Source organism: Thalassobaculum sp. OXR-137 (assembly GCF_034377285.1).
Classification (GTDB): domain Bacteria; phylum Pseudomonadota; class Alphaproteobacteria; order Thalassobaculales; family Thalassobaculaceae; genus Thalassobaculum.
Map to the genome: position 1 here is coordinate 5,041,890 of NZ_CP139715.1, position 16,284 is coordinate 5,058,173.

Below are 16,284 nucleotides of genomic sequence, written 5' to 3' on the forward strand. Positions count from 1 at the left end.
ATTTAGCCGCCGTAATTTAGACACCGACACCTGTGGAGGCGGTGGCGCCGAAGCCCACTCGCCGATTCAGTTGATATCCGGCATCTTTCGTCGCTCCGCGATGCGCGCCGTCACCTCTTTCGCCCGCTCCGGCGTCATCGCCGCCAGTACCGGCGCTGTCTTCGACGCCTTCATCCGCTCGATTACCTGCAGCAGGATATCCATGTCGAGAGCATCGAAAATCTTCGCCGCGTCCTTCGCCTTCATTGTCTCATAGATCTTTACGAGACTGGCAAGCTGTTCTTCTTCCTGCTTGTCGTACTTGCGGATCAGGTCTTCGATTTCGGCCTTGATGCCGTTCAGTTCTCCGATCTTCTGATCGATGCGGTGTTCAGCCGCGGCGAGCAGCCCTTCGCGCTGAACGATCGTCTGCTCGCGCGCCTCCAACTCCTGCCGGCGATCGGCCAGGCTCTGCAGCAGCTCGATCTGCGATTTTCCGAGGTTGAACGGGTCGACCTTCTCTCCGGAGCCGGTGGAGTCGGCCTGGGCAAGCTGCATGATCGGACGCGACGCCTCGGGCGAGTCGGCGGTCACCACCGGTCCTGTCGGCGCGTCGATCGGACCCTGGGCCTCCGGCGCGGCGGCGCTGGCGACGGTTCCGATGGTGATGGATTTCACCAGCGTGTCCCGCCGCTCCCACAGATCGGCAACCTTGACCGACAGCACGAGCGCCGCGGCGAACGCGGTCAGCGGCAGGATCCGCAGCGCGGCGCCGCCCCGTTTCGCCGCCTTTGCCGGCTTGGCGTCCGGGCCGGGTTTCCCACCCTGCCCGTCCCGCTGCTGCTGTTGCTGCTGTGCGGCGCGTATGGCCGCCGCCGCAGCGCGGCCGCGTGCCAGCCGCTCGGCGTTCGGGGTCGCCGCACGGGCGGCCACCGGGGCGTGGGTCCGGCCGAGTTTGGCTTCGTCGTCCTGCGGGGGCGGAGCCGCCCGTCGTCCCATCCGGTCGTAGCTCATCTCAGCGTACATTCCTCAAAGCGTTCATCAGATCGCGCTCCGCCTGGGAGCGCGCGCCGTCGTCCGGGGCCGCCTCGGGCTGCGGAGCCGGCGCCGGTGCGGCGCGTCTGGCCGGCTTGCGGACGGGCCCCGGGGTGGCCGGAGCCTCCTCGCGCACCTTGCCGCTGGTCGCCCCGGCGAGCCGTTCGGCGGATCCGTCCGCCCGCTCGATCAGGAACAGGAGCTCGTCGCGCAGCGCCTGCGCCTTGATCATCGGATCGTTGAGCATCGCCTGGGCCTGCTCGGCGGTCTGCCGAATGCCCTTCAGGCTGGCATCGGCCTTGGCCGTCGCCTGGCTCATTCGATCCAGAAAGGTCTCCAGACCTTCCTTTTCGGATCGGAGCATGGCCAGTCGCCGATGCAGGACCATGGCGTAGACGATGGTCGCCAGAAGAAGAAAGATGAGCAAGATATCGAGGATCAGCGCCAAGTTCATTTACGCCCCCTCATCTCGTGTTCCCGTCATCAGTCCTCTATCCTCCGGCCGGCCGGAACGCGGCGACGCTACCGTGCCGGCCCGCCTCACATCTTGCGCAGTCGATGGCTGATCCGCACCGCGATGTTGCCGCCCTTGCGCCCCATCTTACCATTGAACAGCGAGACATTCCCGCATCGCATGTCGATGGTCGAATTCGGCATCGCGTTCAGCAGGATCCGGCTCCCCGGCTTCAGATTCAGCACGTCGTTCAGCGGCATGACGATCTCGTCGAGCACGGCGTCCAGCTCGACATCGGTATTCCAGAGTTCGTTCGCCAGGTGAGTTTCCCAGATCGAGTCACGGCCGAACTTTTCGCCCATGAACATCTGCAGCAGCAGTTCGCGCACCGGCTCCAGCGTCGCATAGGGCAGCATCAGTTCCAGGCGCCCGCCGCGGTCTTCCATGTCGATGCGCAGTCGCGCCAGCACCGCCGCGTTGGCGGGTCGGGCGATGGTCGCGAAGCGCGGGTTGGTCTCCAGCCGGTCGAAACGGAAAGTGACCGGGCTCAGCGGGTCGAAGGCGGCGGACAGGTCGCTCAGGACCACGTTCACCATCCGCTCGACCAGATTGCGTTCGATCGTGGTGTACGGCCGGCCCTCGATACGCATCGCCGCGGTGCCGCGCCGACCGCCGAGCAGCACGTCGACGATCGAGTAGATCAGCGCGCTGTCGACCACCAGCAGACCGTAGTTGTCCCATTCCTCGGCCTTGAAGACCGAGAGCATGGCCGGCAACGGGATCGAGTTCAGATAGTCGCCGAACCGGATGGAGGTGATGTTGTCGAGCGAGACTTCGACGTTGTCGGAGGTGAAGTTTCGCAGGCTGGTCGACATCATGCGCACGAGGCGGTCGAACACGACCTCGAGCATCGGCAGGCGTTCGTAGGAAACGAGGGCCGAGTTGACGATGGCATGAATGCCCGACGTGTCGCTTTCGCCGCCGGCGGTCTCGTCGAAGCCGAGAAGGCTGTCGATTTCGTCCTGGTTTAGGACACGCGCAGCACCGACATCCTCGTCGTCTTCATCGCCCATCGCCTCCCATTCGGCGGCGAGATCGTCATCGGTTGCCATCAGCCCAGCCTCATCTCTTTCCGGCTCGTCTGCCTCTTGCCGATCCCGGAGAAAACCCCTCGGGACCGGGGGGTGCGCTCCGCCCTACTGGACAAGCATTTCCTTAAACAGCACGTCGCGTACCCGCACGGGACGGGCGGCGAGATTGACCCGCCGCAACAGTTCCTCGCGCAGCCGGTACATGCCGGCCGATCCGTTCAGATCGTCCACCCGCAATTCGCGCAGATAGACCTGGAAGTTGTCGACGATGCGCGGCAGCACCTCGTTGATGCGGTCGGTATCCTGCGGACCTTCCAGCTCCAGCGCGATCTTGATCTTCAGGAAGGTGGATTTCCGGCCGTTCGTGTTCAGGTTCACGATCAGGTCCGGAACCTCGAAGAAGAACGCCCGGGTCTCCTGTGGCGGCGGAGGAGCGGCGGGCGCCGCCTCGCCCTCGACAGCCGCCTCGGCCGGCGGGGGCTCGCTCCCCCCGAACAGTCCCAGCATGAACGCCGCACCGACACCGCCGCCGACCAGGAACAGAACGATCACCGCCGCGAAGATGATCAATCGCTTGCCGCTGACGCGCTTCTTTTCCGGGCCGTCGCCGGCACCGTCCATATCGTCGAGGGCTTCTTCAGCCATCAGACACTCCCTCGGGCCGATCCGTCGGGCCCTGGTCCTCGCCGGCCCCGCCGACATTCGCCGGGGGGACCGGCATATCCTGCCGCCACACACACCGTGCCGCGACATCGCCCGCCCGACCGGCCTGTGCAAGCACAATGCCGACTCACCCTGATTCTACAGAATTGACGGCCCGGGTTAAAGGCCGGTGCATTCCGGCCCTCCAACGAGTCGAGCCGGAGGGTCCGACCCGGGTCCCGGCGGTTGGCACGGAGCCTGCATAGACGGTTTCCGAGATCGGGAGGCATGACCTTCCGGCCAGCAGACAAGAGCCCGAAACGGGCCTGCGAACTGAAGGAGAGTGTGATGGAGAACTCGATCTATATCGGCCTGTCCCGCCAGGCGGCGCTGCGCCGGCAGATGAGCCAGGTCGCGAACAACATCGCGAACATGAACACCACCGGCTTCAAGCGCGAGCTGATGATCTATCAGGCCTACGAGGAGAAGATCCCGTTCGCCCAGACCAACGACTTCGTGATCGACAAGGGCACGGCGACCGACCACCAGCCGGGCCCGATGCGGAAGACCGGCAATACCTTCGATCTGGCGATCGACGGTCCGGGCTATTTCCAGGTCGATGACGGCACCGGCACCTACTACACCCGCAACGGCACCTTCGCCCTGGACGAGTTCAACCAGTTGGTCACCAACCAGGGCCATCTGGTGCTGAACGCCGCCGGCGAGCCGATCTTCGTCCCCCGTTCGGACGAGAAGATCATCATCGAGACCGACGGCAGCGTGAAGCTGGGCGACGAAGTCTACGGCCGGATCGCCGTCGTCGAGTTCGACAATCCGATCGCGCTGAAGAAGGTCCGCGACACCCTGTTCAAGACCGACGAGCTGCCGCGACCGGCGGACAACAGCGACGTCCAGCAGGGCCTGATCGAATCCTCCAACGTGAACCCGATCGCCGAGCTGACGACCATGATCGAGGTCAGCCGCATGTACGAGGCGGTCAAGAACCTGATCTCGACCGAAAGCGACCGCGAACAGCAGGCGATCCAGCGTTTGGCACGCCCTGTGCAAGGTAGCGCCTAACCGAATTGAGGGGTGATCGGCCGCGTCAGGCGCCGCCCCGCACCAGACGAGACAGGACCCGACGCGGTCATCCAGGGAGTAGAGTTATGCAGTCGCTGAATATCGCCGCTACCGGCATGAACGCGCAGCAGATGAACGTCGAGGTCATCTCGAACAACATCTCGAACATGAACACCACCGGCTTCAAACGCCAGCGCGTGGAGTTCCAGGACCTGATCTACCAGGATCAGCGCCGGGTGGGTACGGCCTCCTCCGACGCCGGCACGGTGGTTCCCTCGGGCATTCAGCTCGGTCTCGGCGTGAAGACCGCCGCCACCTACCGGGTGAACGAGCAGGGCGCGCTGATCCTCACGGACAACCAGTTCGACCTGTCGATCCGCGGCGAAGGCTACTTCCAGATCACCATGCCGAACGGCAACACCGCCTTTACCCGGGCCGGGTCGTTCCAGCTCGACCAGAACGGCACGCTGGTCACACCGGACGGCTATACCGTGCAGCCGGGTATCACCATTCCGGCCGACGCCCTGAACGTGACGATCAACGAGTCCGGCCAGGTTTTCGCCCAGATCGACGGCCAGGTCGCCGAGCAGAATGTCGGCCAGCTCCAGCTCGCCATCTTCCAGAACCCCGCCGGTCTGGAAAACATCGGCGGCAACCTGCTGCTCGAGACCGCCGCCTCGGGCGCCCCGGGCGCCGGCGCGCCGGGCGCCGCCGGCTTCGGCCGCCTGCAGCAGGGCTTCCTGGAATCCTCGAACGTCGATCCGGTGCAGGAGATCACCAACCTGATCACCGCCCAGCGCGCCTACGAGCTGAACTCCAAGGTCATCGAGACCTCCGACCAGATGATGTCGACGGTCAACAACGTCCGCTAACGACGTCTGACGCCCCTCTTTGAGCATGCGGTCTCCAAACGACGGAGACCGGGACGACGGGAGAAACCCCATGATCCGGATGCGCTACGCCCTCACCCACCTGACCCTCGCCGCCACGCTGGCGGCCGGTCTCGGCCTCGGCCTGCCGGTCGTCGGCAACGCCGCCGGCAACCAGGGCGGCCAGACTGGGCAGGCCCTGCAGGGTGGGCAGAACCTGCCGCTGATCCTGAACGACCGGATCACCCTGGATCATGACGAGCTGATGCTCTCCGACATCTTCGCCAACCTGCCGGAGGGCATCGACCAGCGGATCTCCGAGGCACCCGCCCCCGGCGAACGCATGGTCCTCGGCGCCCGGCAGATCTGGCAGTACGCCCAGGCCTTCGGTCTGAACTGGCGGCCGGAGCGTTCGAAGATCGCCATCGTCGTGACCCGGGCCAGCCTGGAAGTCCCGATGGAGGCGATCGCCGACACCATCGCCCAGCGGCTCGCCGCCGAACATGTGGAGGACGAGTTCGATCTCGACATGTTCAGCCGCGCCTCCAACATTTTCATCGCCGCCAGCGAGCCGATGCAGATCGACATCCGCTCGCTCAGCTACGATCCGCGCAGCAAGCGCTTCGACGCGACGGTCAGCGCCAATGACGGCCGCATGACCCAGATCAGCGGCAAGGTCGTGGCGATGGTGCAGATCCCGGTCCTTCGGCGCCACGCCATGCCGGGTCAGGTGATCACCGAGGAGATGGTGTCCTGGGAGCGGGTGGCGGCCAGACAGGCCAGCGTCACCACCGTGACCCGGCAGGAAGACATCATCGGCCAGACCGCGCGCCGTCCGCTGACCGCCGGGGTCCCGGTGCGCCTCACCGACCTGAAGCCGAACCTCATGGTCACCAAGGGCGATCTGATCACCCTGACCGTGCGGACCGGCACGATGACCCTGACCGCCCGCGGCAAGGCGATGGAATCCGGCACGCGGGGCGCCGTCATCCGGGTGACCAACACCCAGAGCCAGAAGGTGGTCGAGGCCCGCATCATCGGTCCGGACATGGCGGTCGTCGAGCCGGCCTCGCTCAACAATCTCGCCGCGCTGAACGGCTGAGCCGCGGCGCCGCGAACCAGACCGTGTTTGGCACGGCTTTTGATACCCGGGTGCAGAAGCGCCCCTTGGAGGATGAAGAAATGACCCGCCTGTCCTCGCCCATCCGGATCCGTCCGCTGCTCGGCATCGCCGCCGCCGCGGTCCTGCTGTCCGGCTGCAACGCGATCGACCGCCTGTCCAACCTGGGCCAGGCACCGGAAATGTCGCGGATCCAGGATCCGACCCAGTCGGCGGGCTACCAGCCGATCAGCATGCCGATGCCGGCACCGGTTGTGGCCACCCGACAGGCCAACTCCCTTTGGCAGGAAGGCAGCCGCGCCTTCTTCAAGGATCAGCGCGCCAGCGATATCGGCGACATCATCACCGTCGTGGTCCAGATCAACGACGAGGCCGCGGTCACGAACACCACGACCCGGACCCGCGCCAACAGCGAGGGCGCCAGCCTGGGCGGCCTGTTCGGCTATGAGGGCTCCCTCGGCCAGGTCTTCCCCGAGGCGGTGACCGGCGAGAACCTCGTCGATCTCGGCTCCAACTCCAGCAATGTCGGCAGCGGCGAGGTCGACCGCGAGGAAGAGATCAATATCCGCATCGCCGCGGTGATCACGCAGAAACTGCCGAACGGCAATCTTGTCCTCTACGGCCGGCAGGAAGTGCGCGTGAACTTCGAAGTGCGCGAGATCGTGGTGGGCGGCGTGATCCGCGCGGCCGACATCACCTCCAGGAACACGATCAGCTACGACCAGATGGCGGAGGCCCGTATCGCCTACGGCGGCCGCGGCCAGCTCACCGACGTCCAGCAGCCGCGCTACGGCAGCCAGGTGCTCGACATCATCATGCCGTTCTGATCCCGAACGATATCCGCCGGCGGCGACGGCCGCCGGGCCCGAACGCAGAAGGCCGCCCCGAAGGGCGGCCTTCTTTGTCGTACGCATCGGAATCCGCCAAGGCGATCCCGTTTAGTCGTCGCGGTGGGTCCGCTCCATGCGTTCGTGGCGCTCCTGCGCCTCAAGGCTCAGCGTTGCGATCGGCCGTGCCTCCAGCCGGCGCAGGCTGATCGGCTCGTCGGTCTCCTCGCAGTACCCGTAGGTACCGTCCTCGATCCGCTTCAACGCCGCTTCGATCTTGCTGATCAGTTTGCGCTCGCGATCTCGGGTCCGGAGTTCGATCGAGTGCTCAGTCTCCAGCGAGGCCCGGTCCGCCATGTCCGGCTGCTGCAGGTTCTGTTCTGTCAGGTTGCTCAGGGTTTCACCGGCCTCCTTCACGAGGTCGGCTTTCCAACGCAGCAGCTTTTGGCGGAAATACTCAAGCTGCTTCGGATTCATGAACTCCTCTTCATCCGACGGCTGATAGTCCGGCGGCAAGGTAACGCTCATCCGAAATCCTCCACGCGTCTGCGATCGCGGCCGGCCCTTCCGAAAGAGCCCGTCGAACGGGGCATCTCCTTCCGGAACCAGCAGATATCGCCGATGGCCGGTGCCTATGCGCCGGTACCGCCGACAGCGACGCGCGTCGGGTTACACGCTTCGACCCAGTTTCGCAAGCTCGACTCGTGCGCGGAGTTCGATGTCGTCGAGGATTTCGGAAAGGCGGGGATCGTCAATCTCCTCGCGCTGCTGGCGCGCCGCCATCGCGAGGTCGTGGAGACGGTCGGTCGGGACCATTCCCATCAGCAAACCGTCGCGCAGATCCTCCAGGCGCGACAGCATGAGCTCGGCCCGTTCCTTGGCCTTGCGCGCATTGCCCTCGCGGTCGCCGACCGACTGCAGGGCAAAGACGGAATCGACCGAGGACGTCGGCGCCGGACCGCTGGCCCGCTCCGGCCCGTCGGTCTCCGAGATCATGTCGGCGAAAGCCGCGCCACCGGTCGATGACGACTTCTTCGTGCGCTTCGCCTGGGAAACGCCGCCGACCTTGGTGGGATCAACCTTCATGAAAAGCCTCAATTGCCTTGGCGGTCGCGACGCAGCCCTGGCCCATATCCTGCAATTCTTTCCCCGTCAGAGCAAATACGGGTGTCGCAGCCGACTGGCGGACCGCATCACCACCGATCGCCTCCCTTATATCACGACCACGGCCGCCAGACGAACCGGCGTCATTCCGGGGATCGGAGGCCCCGTCTCCCGGTTGGCACGAAACTCGCATAGGCTATGACAAGCCGGAGAACCCGGCAGAAATGGTACTCGAGCCAAGACGCGCGAAACGCGGGGATAGAGACGATGACGCTGACACGCTTCCTGAAAGGCATCGCGACCGGGCTTGCAGCCCTGGTCCTCACGGCCACCGCCGCGGGTGCGCAGACGCGAATCAAGGACATCGTCGATTTCGAAGGCGTTCGCGAGAACATGCTGATCGGCTACGGCCTCGTGGTCGGCCTGAACGGCAGCGGCGACTCCCTGAGCTCGGCAATCTTTACCCGCGAGAGCCTGGTCGGCATGCTCGAGCGTCTCGGCGTGAACGCCCGCGACGCCAGCCTGAAGACCGACAACGTGGCCGCGGTCATGGTCACCGCCACCTTGCCGCCCTTCTCCACCCAGGGCACCCGGATCGACGTCACCATCTCGGCGATCGGCGATGCCGACGACCTGCTCGGCGGTACCCTTCTGGTGACGCCGCTGGTCGGTGCCGACGGCGAGGTCTATGCCGTCGCCCAGGGGCCGGTCGCCACCGGCGCCTTCTCCGCCCAGGGTGCCGCCGCCTCGGTCAGCCGCGGCGTGCCCACGGGCGGTCGCATCGCCAACGGCGCCATCGTCGAGCGCGAGATCGACTTCAAGCTGAACATGATGGAGACGGTCCGGATCGCCCTGCGGAACCCGGATTTCACCACCTCCCGGCGCATCGCCCAGGCGATCAACGCCTTCGTCGGCGGCCCGATCGCCCAGTCCGTGGACAGCGGCACGGTGCGGATGCTGGTGCCCGACGCCTACCGCAACAACGCGGTCGCGCTGATCACCGACATCGAGCAGCTCCGCGTCACCCCGGACAACATCGCCAAGGTGGTGATCGACGAGCAGACCGGCGTGATCGTGATGGGCGAGAATGTCCGCATCAACACCGTCGCCATCGCCCAGGGCAACCTGACGATCCGCATCACCGAGACCCCGCAGGTCAGCCAGCCCCAGCCGTTCAGCCAGACCGGCGAGACGGTGGAAGTGCCGCGCACCCAGATCGAGATCGACGACGACAGCGACAACCGGCTCACGGTGCTGCCGACCACGGTCACCCTGCAGGAACTGGTCGACGGCCTGAACGCCCTCGGCGTGGGCCCCCGCGACATGATCTCGATCCTGCAGGCGATCAAGGCTTCCGGCGCCCTGCAAGCCGAACTCGAAGTGCTCTGAGGGAGGACCGACCGATGACCGCGACCCTTTCCATGGCCAATCTGGGCACCGCCGACCTGGCGATGGCCCGCGGCCGGAGCGCCACGGCGAACACCGCCGCCGAGATCCAGGCCGCCGCCCGCGCCAAGGACAAGCAGGCCGTGCGCGCCACCGCCGAGAAGTTCGAGGCCCAGTTCCTGTCCCAGATGATGGGTCACATGTTCAAGGGCATCACCGGCGACAGCGTCATGGGCGGCGGGCACGCCGAAGAAATGTGGCGCGACTTTTATGTCGAAGAAGTCACCAAGACCTTTGCCACGCGGGGCGGTATCGGCCTCGCGGACACAATCGAGAAGCAGCTGCTGCAGCTGCAGGAGGCCGTGTGATGGACCCTCGCGAACTGATCCAGCATTTCGTGGAATCGATGACCCAGCTCATGGCGCTGATGCGTCAGGAGACCGACCTGGTCCGCAACAAGCGGTACGATCAGGTGGAGAAGATCCAGCGGCACAAGATCAAGCTGAGCCAGGCCTTCGAGATCCACCAGCGGGCGATCAAGCAGAACCTGAGCGCGGTCGAGACCCTGTCCAGCGAGGAGCGCTCCGAGCTCCGCTCGCTGTACCAGGTGTTCCGCGAGACGCTCTCGGAGAACATGCTGGCCCTGAAGGCCGCCCAGGACGCCACCGACAAGATGGTCAACCTGATCATCAGCGGCGTGCGAAAGGCCCGGGGCCTGCCCGACGCGGCACCCGTGCAGACCGGTCGCAAGGGCGCCATCAAGCGCGGGTACGGCGCCTATGCCACGGCCGGCGGGTCCGGCCAGCTCATGAGCCGCACTCTGTAGGAAACCGTCTCAGGCACGCGGGCCGGCAATATCTGCCCGGCCCGTTCGTCTCCGATCTCGGTGCCCGGTGCGGGCCTAGATCCGATTAAAGCTCAGAGAGATAGCGCGCGTTGTCGGGCGCAAGCTCGCGCACCCGCGCGCGCGACAGCTCGGCAAGATCTGCCTCCCCGGACAACTCGTGGATCTTCGCCATGGCGAAGTGCCCGTCGATGCTCTGGGGATCGATCTCCACCGACCGCAGGGCGGCCTTGCGGGCGTCGTCCAGGTTGCCGTTCTGCGCCTTCAGCCAGGCGAGCCCGCCCAGCAGGGCCGGATCGTCCGGATTGCCGGCCAGCGCCCGCTCGAACTCGGCCTGCGCTTCCTGGACCTTGCCCATCTGGCCCAGGCAGTTCGCCAGTTTCCCGCGGAAGGCGGTCACCTGCGGGGCCCGTTCGATCGCTGCGCGGAAACACTCCTCGGCCTGATCCAGTTCGCCCAGATCCACGAAGGCCTCGCCGAGCTGATACAGGCCGTTGACGTTGTCGGGATTGGCTTCGACCGCCTTGACCAGAAACTGGACGGCATCGACGCCTTCGCCGAGTTCCCGTCCCACGATACCGCGCCAGACCAGGATCTCCGACGCGTTCGGATCGATCTCTATCGCCCGATCGAGGCTTGCCGCCGCGCCCGCCAGATTGTCCCGGCCGCGTTGGGTCAGGGCCAAGTTGAAATGCGCTTCCAGATACTCGGGATCGAGAGACAGAGCCTTGCCGAACTGGTTTTCGGCCGCATCGAGATCGCCGAGCTTCAGTTCGGCCGTCCCGATATGGTTCGGATAGGCCGCGTTGGCGGGGTCGATTTCCGCGGCGACCTGCAGCAACCCCTTCGCGCCCTCGAACTCGCCGCATTGCAGGCAGAGCAGCCCGGCGAGATGCAGAGCGCGTTCGTGTTGCGGATCGGCGTTGAGAATTTCGACATAGAGGTCCCGGGCCTGCTCGAACTCGCCCATCTCATGGTGGCGGACTGCGGCGACGAGTTTCGGCTGCAGGTCATCGACAACGGTCATGCAGGACTACTCCGCCACGGATGGATACCAGTTTCCGTCAACGTACCACATATTGTGAACGCCGGGCACGCGATGAAAACCAACGATTTGATGGGGAAAACGCTGTTCGGCGATATCAGGCGACCAGGTCGATCGACACGCGGCCCGCAGGCGGTTGGGATGGCGTGCCGGTAATGCTGGAAGCGGCGCCGTCGGCGGAGGTCGCTTCGGTCTGCGTGTTGTCGGAGGCCGACGCCTCGGCATCGCGGATGGCCTGGGTGACCGGGCCGCCGATCGTCGGGGCGGGCGGGCCCGACGGTTCCTCAATCGCCTGGTCGTCGCCGGCGGGAGCCGGTTCCGGCAGCACGAAGGGACGGGCAGATGGGTCGCGGCGATACCGTTCCACCACGGACTCGGCCGGAAACTGCTGGGTGACGTCGCCGGACTCGGTATCGCGAACCTGGAAGATCACCGTGAGAGAGCGGGAGTCGAAGGTCAGGAAAGGGCTGACATAGAACTGGCCGGAGGCCGTCGTCTGCACTGTTTCCGCGGCGGCGCCACCGGAAGCGGCAGCCTGGGCTTGAACTGACTGGGATTGAGTAGTCTGGGCTTGATCGGCTACCGAACTGCGCGCCGTGGCCGAAGCGGAGTCAAACGCCCCCGACCGCGGCTCCGCGGCCGCGCGGGGTGATCCTGTTACGCTTCGTATGTCCACGGGCTCCTCCGTTCTGGAGCGATGCCATACTTCCTACAGTCATACAGGATATAATAATTCCCTGACGTCCTGCAAGCCGCACGCATGCCAGCCGAAAATAGCCCGAGTCACGATCGGTGTTAGTCCGTGGGTGGAAGAGTCGATCAGATGAACTTCGTAAGGGTCAGGTTCCGCAGCACGGCCGTGGTCTGGAACGACGCTTCAAGCTGCGCCTGCAGCGTCTGGAACTCGGCGACCGCCTCGTAGGGATCGACATCCTCGATATTGCCGATCTGGGTTTCCAGCAGCAGGATGCTTTCCTTGTGGGCGTTCGACCGGTTGAGCATTTCGCTGCCGACAACGCCGTTCTGGCCGACCATGTCGTTCATCAGGTCGAGCGCGGCCTCGACCTTGCCGAGCCCCCAGTTGACCAGGTTCCGATACTCGGCGTCGTCGCCCGCGGCAAACGTCGTGTTGGAGAATGCGTAGAGGACGTCGAAGACTTCCTCGAAGGTCGCACTGTCGTTCGCCAGTTCCCCGTAGGTCAGATCCACGCCCTGATCGACCCGCACGGACAGGGATCCCGGGGCCGGCGTCGTCACGTTGGTCCAGTTGGCGTCCACGTCGAAGAAGGCTTCCGCCGCCGCGATGATGCCGGCGGCGCCGCCGGCCAGCGCCGGCTGGGCATAGGCACCCTGCGTGGTCGCCGGATCGATGATCGGCTGGGTGTCGGTGTCGGTTCCGTTGAACAGATACTTGCCGTCGGTCGTCTGGTTCAGCAGGTTCGAGAACTGGTTGATCGCGGCAGTGGCGAAGGTCGAAAGGGCCAGGGAGGACTGCTCGAAGAGACCCTCGACCTGCTCGTAGAGCTGCTTGCGCAGATCCTCGGCGACCGTCGTCATCTGCTGCAGGCTCGCGTCGATCGTCTCGGTCTTCACCTTGGTGTTGTTGATGGAGTTGATATAGGACTCCATCGAGGTCCGCTGCTCCTTCAACGTGATGAGCAGGCGGGTGTCCTGTCCTTTGAGGCCGCTGTAAATCTGACTGCGTTTGCCCGTCGCGATCTGCTGCTGGGCATCGGCGATCCGGCGCTGAGTCGACGTGATCGAATTGTCGATCCGCAGGTTCTGGCTCAGGGTTGAAATTCGCATGGTCTAGCCCTCTCCGCGGTTATCGAATGACGGCCAGGAGCTCGTCGAGCGCGTCCTGCACCGACGACAGCACCCGTGCGGAAGCCGCAAACGCACTTTCGAGCTGGATGAGGCTGGCGAGTTCCTCGTCGACATTGACGCCGCTCTCGTCGCGCAGCCGCTCGTCCAGAAGGGTGCGAACCTGGCTCTGGAAGCCGAGCTGACTCTCGTAGTCGGCCTTCTGGTTCGCCTGATAGGAGACCAGATCCGCCGCGAACTCTTCGATCGTCGCGGCCCCGTTCAGGCCGTTGACCGCGACGAAGGTCTGGGCGGTGTCGAACATGTCGATGATTGCCAGGGCCAGCGAGTTGTCGCTCACGCCGCTGGCCGTGAAGGTGCCGCCGTTGCCGTCGCGCAGGATGGTCGGCGTCGCGGTGACCGTCGGGTTCACCTGGATCTGGGCGGAAAAGCCCTGATCGCCGCCCGGGATCGCGTTGCCGGCGTCCACGAACAGGTCGATGTTCGCCGTATTGCCGCCCACGGCGATGGTGTCGAACTGCTGGGCAAGCTCGAAGGCCAGCGAGTCGAGCTGGTCCTGAGCGAGCGGAAGGATGGTGTCGCGCAGCTCCAGCAGGCCGCCGATCTTGCCGCCGTTTATGCTGTTGTTGATCGAGAACGGCGCGTTGAACCCGTTGTCCAGGAAGATGCCGTTCAGGGCGACGTCCGGACCCACCGTGTTGGTCGGCGTGAAGGTCAGCGTCACCGCGGTCTGGTCGAGCAGGAAGTCGCTCGACCCGGTCATGATGGCAATGGTGCCGTCGGGCCGGTTGAACGTCTTGATGTCCATCTCTTCGGCGAGCTTGGTGACCCACCGGTCCCGCTCGTCCTCCAGATCCGCCGTCGACTCGCCGACCGCGCGGCGGGCGCCGATCTCGCCGTTCAGCTTCTCGATGTTGGAGAGCGCCTCGTTGGCGTTGGCGACCGACTCTTCGATGCGGGTATCCGCCTCCGCGCGCAGATCCTGGATCGCGCCGGACAGGGACTGGAAGGATTCGGCGACCGCGGTCGCAGCGCGCAGCACGTCGCTCTGGGCGGTGCCCGAATCCGGGTTGGTCGCCAAGACCTGGAACGACTTCTTCAGGTCGGTAATCTTTGCCGAGATCGACGCGCTGTCTTCCGGGCGGCCGAACTGCAGCTCAAGGCGCCCCAGAAAGTCGTCGATGACGGTCAATCCCTCCACGGTGGAGGTCTGGTTCCGCACGTCGGACTGAAGCTGGGAATTCACCAGCCGGGTGATCTGGTCCAGGCGAACGGTGCTGCTCTGCCCGTCGATGATCCGGGTGGACTGGGTCTGGGTCTTCTTGGTGTAGCCTTCGACATTCGCATTCGTGATGTTGCGCGATGCGATGTCGATCCCCGCCTGGGCCGCATTCAGACCGCTGGTCGCGGTGGTAAGGGCTGATAGGAGACTCATCACGCTACCTCAAGATGGATACCGGCAAAGACAAGCAAGAACTGTGCCGTCGCGGTATCGACCCCCGGTTATCCGGCCATCGACTGGGGCTCGGGTTTCAGACCCGCCATGATCTGGCGGTTGATCTCGATCAGATCGTCCAAGGGAGCGGTGTCGTCCGACATCACCAGCTTGGTTTCCTTCATGACCCAGAGCGCCAGGCTGGCGATCCCCCCCTTGAGCTGACGCGGCAGGGAGTTGTCCGGATCGTTCACGTCGGCCAGGAAGACGCCCCAGACCTTTTCGTTCTGCAGGATCCAGTTGTACTTCTCCTGCAGGGTCGCCCGACCGTCCCGGGCTTTCATAAGACCGCCGGTGACCTGCGCCAGGAGCCGATACTCCAGGTCGCGGCCGTTCTGAACGGCGGTGGCCCCTTGGGCGCTCTTGTATGCACCGTATCCCCGCATTCTTAGTCCTCCGTCTCGACCGTCTTGCGTCCCGCCCTATCCGGCGGCGAAAAGCGGTCCAGAGGTGCCGGTCGGTCCGGCACCGATTACTGGAACAGGCCGAGCAGGATCTGCGGCGACTGGTTCGCGATGCCGAGAACCTGGACGCCGAGCTGCTGGCGGACCTGCAGAGCGGTCAGTCGGGCGCTTTCGCGGGCCATGTCGGCATCGACGATGTTGCCGAGACCTTCTTCGGTCGCGTCCGTGATCTGATCCAGGAAGGAGGTCTGCAGATCGAGGGCGCGGGCTTCCGCACCGAGCGAGCCGAGCGCCGCGTTCACCACCGATTCCAGGTTGGAGTACTGGTTCGCGATGACGCCCTGCGCCGCGTTCGCGGTGCCGAGCCCGACGGCCGCCAGGGACAGGACCTGGGTCCGCAGGTTCGCGTTGGTCAGGGTCAGCGTACCGCCGGCCAGGTTCGACAGGGTGTTGATGCTGGGCGCAGCACCCGCCGTGTCGAGCAGGTTGACGCCGTTGAACACCGCGTTGTCGATGAAGTTGGCTGCCTGCGAGAGCAGTTCGGTGAAGTCGTTGGTCAGGATCTGACGCTGGGTCGTGGTGATGCCTTCGTTCGACAGCTCCGTCAGCTTCTGCCGCACCGTCTGCAGCAGGTCCGAGATGCTGGTGGCACCGGCGATCGCCACGTTGGCGATACCCTTGGAGTTGTTCAGGCCCTGGCTGATCGCGCCAAGCGCCTTGATGTCGCCGCGGATGCCCTGGGCAATCGCGAAGTTGGAGGCATCGTCGATCGCTCCGGTGACCTTCAGGCCGGTGGAGACGCGATTCTGCGTGGTTGCGAGGAGATTGTTGGTCCGCTCGAGGTTACGAAGCGCGACCAGGGCCTCAGGGTTCGTCAGGATCGAGTTGCTAGCCATCGTTCTGTTCCTTCGTCAACATTCTGCTGACCCCTGATCTCTGGCTCCCCGCCACGATCCTCGACACCTGCCGAGTTGGGTCGTTCCGTTCCCACCTCCGCAAGGGACGGGCCAAAACGATCCGGAACAGTTTTTCCTTTTAATTTTATATAGTTAGCCGAAAGAGCAAAAACTGCATGCCGGGCGAAA

The 16,284-nt window shown here is 65.0% G+C and carries 19 protein-coding genes; 7 read left to right on the forward strand and 12 right to left on the reverse strand.

What is annotated here, in order from left to right; genetic code table 11:
• Positions 1-66: 66 nt before the first annotated feature.
• The 4 genes from T8K17_RS23360 to T8K17_RS23375 all read right to left on the reverse strand — a co-directional run bounded on the left by T8K17_RS23360 (position 67) and on the right by T8K17_RS23375 (position 3,204).
• On the reverse strand, positions 67-912 hold the full coding sequence (locus T8K17_RS23360) for a MotE family protein (RefSeq protein ID WP_322332123.1): 846 nt from the start codon (positions 910-912) through the stop codon (positions 67-69).
• Positions 913-994: 82 nt separating this feature from the next.
• Positions 995-1,468, reverse strand: coding sequence for a DUF6468 domain-containing protein (locus tag T8K17_RS23365; RefSeq protein ID WP_322332124.1), 474 nt, complete (start codon positions 1,466-1,468; stop codon positions 995-997).
• 86 nt (positions 1,469-1,554) lie between these two features.
• Positions 1,555-2,580, reverse strand: a complete 1,026-nt coding sequence (fliM, locus tag T8K17_RS23370) for a flagellar motor switch protein FliM (protein WP_416153153.1) — start codon at positions 2,578-2,580, stop codon at positions 1,555-1,557.
• 84 nt (positions 2,581-2,664) lie between these two features.
• Positions 2,665-3,204 (reverse strand): flagellar basal body-associated FliL family protein, encoded by a 540-nt coding sequence (locus tag T8K17_RS23375; RefSeq protein WP_322332125.1) that lies wholly within the window; start codon positions 3,202-3,204, stop codon positions 2,665-2,667.
• A gap of 345 nt (positions 3,205-3,549) precedes the next feature.
• On the opposite strand from T8K17_RS23375, the gene flgF reads away from it, so the two are divergent.
• The 4 genes from flgF (at position 3,550) to flgH (ending at position 7,097) form a co-directional block, all read left to right on the forward strand.
• Positions 3,550-4,281 (forward strand): flagellar basal-body rod protein FlgF, encoded by a 732-nt coding sequence (gene flgF, locus T8K17_RS23380; protein WP_322332126.1) that lies wholly within the window; start codon positions 3,550-3,552, stop codon positions 4,279-4,281.
• A gap of 86 nt (positions 4,282-4,367) precedes the next feature.
• The gene (flgG, locus tag T8K17_RS23385) at positions 4,368-5,153 is read left to right on the forward strand and encodes a flagellar basal-body rod protein FlgG (RefSeq protein WP_322332127.1); all 786 of its coding nucleotides are present in this window, start codon (positions 4,368-4,370) and stop codon (positions 5,151-5,153) included.
• 70 nt (positions 5,154-5,223) lie between these two features.
• Positions 5,224-6,252 carry a flagellar basal body P-ring formation chaperone FlgA gene (gene flgA / locus T8K17_RS23390; protein WP_322332128.1) on the forward strand — a complete coding sequence of 343 codons (1,029 nt, stop codon included), beginning with the start codon at positions 5,224-5,226 and terminating at the stop codon, positions 6,250-6,252.
• A gap of 80 nt (positions 6,253-6,332) precedes the next feature.
• Positions 6,333-7,097 carry a flagellar basal body L-ring protein FlgH gene (gene flgH, locus T8K17_RS23395; RefSeq protein ID WP_322332129.1) on the forward strand — a complete coding sequence of 255 codons (765 nt, stop codon included), beginning with the start codon at positions 6,333-6,335 and terminating at the stop codon, positions 7,095-7,097.
• A gap of 111 nt (positions 7,098-7,208) precedes the next feature.
• Here flgH and dksA read toward each other — a convergent pair whose 3' ends face one another.
• Positions 7,209-7,625 carry an RNA polymerase-binding protein DksA gene (gene dksA / locus T8K17_RS23400; protein WP_028795007.1) on the reverse strand — a complete coding sequence of 139 codons (417 nt, stop codon included), beginning with the start codon at positions 7,623-7,625 and terminating at the stop codon, positions 7,209-7,211.
• 141 nt (positions 7,626-7,766) lie between these two features.
• Positions 7,767-8,183, reverse strand: a complete 417-nt coding sequence (locus T8K17_RS23405; RefSeq protein WP_322332130.1) for a flagellar assembly protein FliX — start codon at positions 8,181-8,183, stop codon at positions 7,767-7,769.
• Positions 8,184-8,468: 285 nt separating this feature from the next.
• Here T8K17_RS23405 and T8K17_RS23410 point away from each other — a divergent pair, with 285 nt between their 5' ends.
• The 3 genes from T8K17_RS23410 to T8K17_RS23420 are packed head-to-tail and all read left to right on the forward strand — an operon-like array spanning position 8,469 to position 10,413.
• Entirely contained in the window at positions 8,469-9,590 is a 1,122-nt protein-coding gene (locus T8K17_RS23410; protein ID WP_322332131.1) for a flagellar basal body P-ring protein FlgI, read from the forward strand.
• Positions 9,591-9,604: 14 nt separating this feature from the next.
• Entirely contained in the window at positions 9,605-9,955 is a 351-nt protein-coding gene (locus tag T8K17_RS23415) for a rod-binding protein (protein ID WP_322332132.1), read from the forward strand.
• Positions 9,955-10,413 carry a hypothetical protein gene (locus T8K17_RS23420; RefSeq protein WP_322332133.1) on the forward strand — a complete coding sequence of 153 codons (459 nt, stop codon included), beginning with the start codon at positions 9,955-9,957 and terminating at the stop codon, positions 10,411-10,413. The genes T8K17_RS23415 and T8K17_RS23420 overlap by 1 nt, the downstream gene beginning before the upstream one ends.
• A gap of 85 nt (positions 10,414-10,498) precedes the next feature.
• Here T8K17_RS23420 and T8K17_RS23425 read toward each other — a convergent pair whose 3' ends face one another.
• From T8K17_RS23425 to T8K17_RS23450, 6 genes are all read right to left on the reverse strand, one after another.
• Positions 10,499-11,458, reverse strand: a complete 960-nt coding sequence (locus tag T8K17_RS23425; RefSeq protein ID WP_322332134.1) for a tetratricopeptide repeat protein — start codon at positions 11,456-11,458, stop codon at positions 10,499-10,501.
• A 115-nt stretch (positions 11,459-11,573) separates the two neighbouring features.
• Entirely contained in the window at positions 11,574-11,978 is a 405-nt protein-coding gene (locus T8K17_RS23430; protein WP_322332135.1) for a hypothetical protein, read from the reverse strand.
• Positions 11,979-12,295: 317 nt separating this feature from the next.
• A complete protein-coding gene (locus tag T8K17_RS23435; protein WP_322332136.1) occupies positions 12,296-13,282 on the reverse strand; it encodes a flagellin in 987 nt (328 codons plus the stop codon).
• A gap of 19 nt (positions 13,283-13,301) precedes the next feature.
• Positions 13,302-14,735 carry a flagellar hook-associated protein FlgK gene (flgK, locus tag T8K17_RS23440; RefSeq protein ID WP_322332137.1) on the reverse strand — a complete coding sequence of 478 codons (1,434 nt, stop codon included), beginning with the start codon at positions 14,733-14,735 and terminating at the stop codon, positions 13,302-13,304.
• A 68-nt stretch (positions 14,736-14,803) separates the two neighbouring features.
• Positions 14,804-15,181, reverse strand: coding sequence for a flagellar biosynthesis regulator FlaF (gene flaF, locus T8K17_RS23445; protein WP_322332138.1), 378 nt, complete (start codon positions 15,179-15,181; stop codon positions 14,804-14,806).
• Between the two features lie 86 nt (positions 15,182-15,267).
• A complete protein-coding gene (locus T8K17_RS23450) occupies positions 15,268-16,095 on the reverse strand; it encodes a flagellin (protein WP_322332139.1) in 828 nt (275 codons plus the stop codon).
• Between the last annotated feature and the right edge of the window lie 189 nt (positions 16,096-16,284).

Excerpts from the sequence above, each read along its gene's own strand:
- dksA (WP_028795007.1), bottom strand. The coding sequence starts at position 7,625 with ATGAGCGTTACCTTGCCGCCGGACTATCAGCCGTCGGATGAAGAGGAG.
- T8K17_RS23365 (WP_322332124.1), bottom strand. The coding sequence starts at position 1,468 with ATGAACTTGGCGCTGATCCTCGATATCTTGCTCATCTTTCTTCTTCTG.
- T8K17_RS23425 (WP_322332134.1), bottom strand. The coding sequence starts at position 11,458 with ATGACCGTTGTCGATGACCTGCAGCCGAAACTCGTCGCCGCAGTCCGC.
- flgA (WP_322332128.1), top strand. The coding sequence starts at position 5,224 with ATGATCCGGATGCGCTACGCCCTCACCCACCTGACCCTCGCCGCCACG.
- T8K17_RS23375 (WP_322332125.1), bottom strand. The coding sequence starts at position 3,204 with ATGGCTGAAGAAGCCCTCGACGATATGGACGGTGCCGGCGACGGCCCG.
- T8K17_RS23410 (WP_322332131.1), top strand. The coding sequence starts at position 8,469 with ATGACGCTGACACGCTTCCTGAAAGGCATCGCGACCGGGCTTGCAGCC.
- T8K17_RS23405 (WP_322332130.1), bottom strand. The coding sequence starts at position 8,183 with ATGAAGGTTGATCCCACCAAGGTCGGCGGCGTTTCCCAGGCGAAGCGC.
- flaF (WP_322332138.1), bottom strand. The coding sequence starts at position 15,181 with ATGCGGGGATACGGTGCATACAAGAGCGCCCAAGGGGCCACCGCCGTT.
- flgG (WP_322332127.1), top strand. The coding sequence starts at position 4,368 with ATGCAGTCGCTGAATATCGCCGCTACCGGCATGAACGCGCAGCAGATG.
- fliM (WP_416153153.1), bottom strand. The coding sequence starts at position 2,580 with ATGGCAACCGATGACGATCTCGCCGCCGAATGGGAGGCGATGGGCGAT.
- flgK (WP_322332137.1), bottom strand. The coding sequence starts at position 14,735 with ATGAGTCTCCTATCAGCCCTTACCACCGCGACCAGCGGTCTGAATGCG.
- T8K17_RS23435 (WP_322332136.1), bottom strand. The coding sequence starts at position 13,282 with ATGCGAATTTCAACCCTGAGCCAGAACCTGCGGATCGACAATTCGATC.
- flgH (WP_322332129.1), top strand. The coding sequence starts at position 6,333 with ATGACCCGCCTGTCCTCGCCCATCCGGATCCGTCCGCTGCTCGGCATC.
- T8K17_RS23450 (WP_322332139.1), bottom strand. The coding sequence starts at position 16,095 with ATGGCTAGCAACTCGATCCTGACGAACCCTGAGGCCCTGGTCGCGCTT.
- T8K17_RS23420 (WP_322332133.1), top strand. The coding sequence starts at position 9,955 with ATGGACCCTCGCGAACTGATCCAGCATTTCGTGGAATCGATGACCCAG.
- T8K17_RS23415 (WP_322332132.1), top strand. The coding sequence starts at position 9,605 with ATGACCGCGACCCTTTCCATGGCCAATCTGGGCACCGCCGACCTGGCG.
- flgF (WP_322332126.1), top strand. The coding sequence starts at position 3,550 with ATGGAGAACTCGATCTATATCGGCCTGTCCCGCCAGGCGGCGCTGCGC.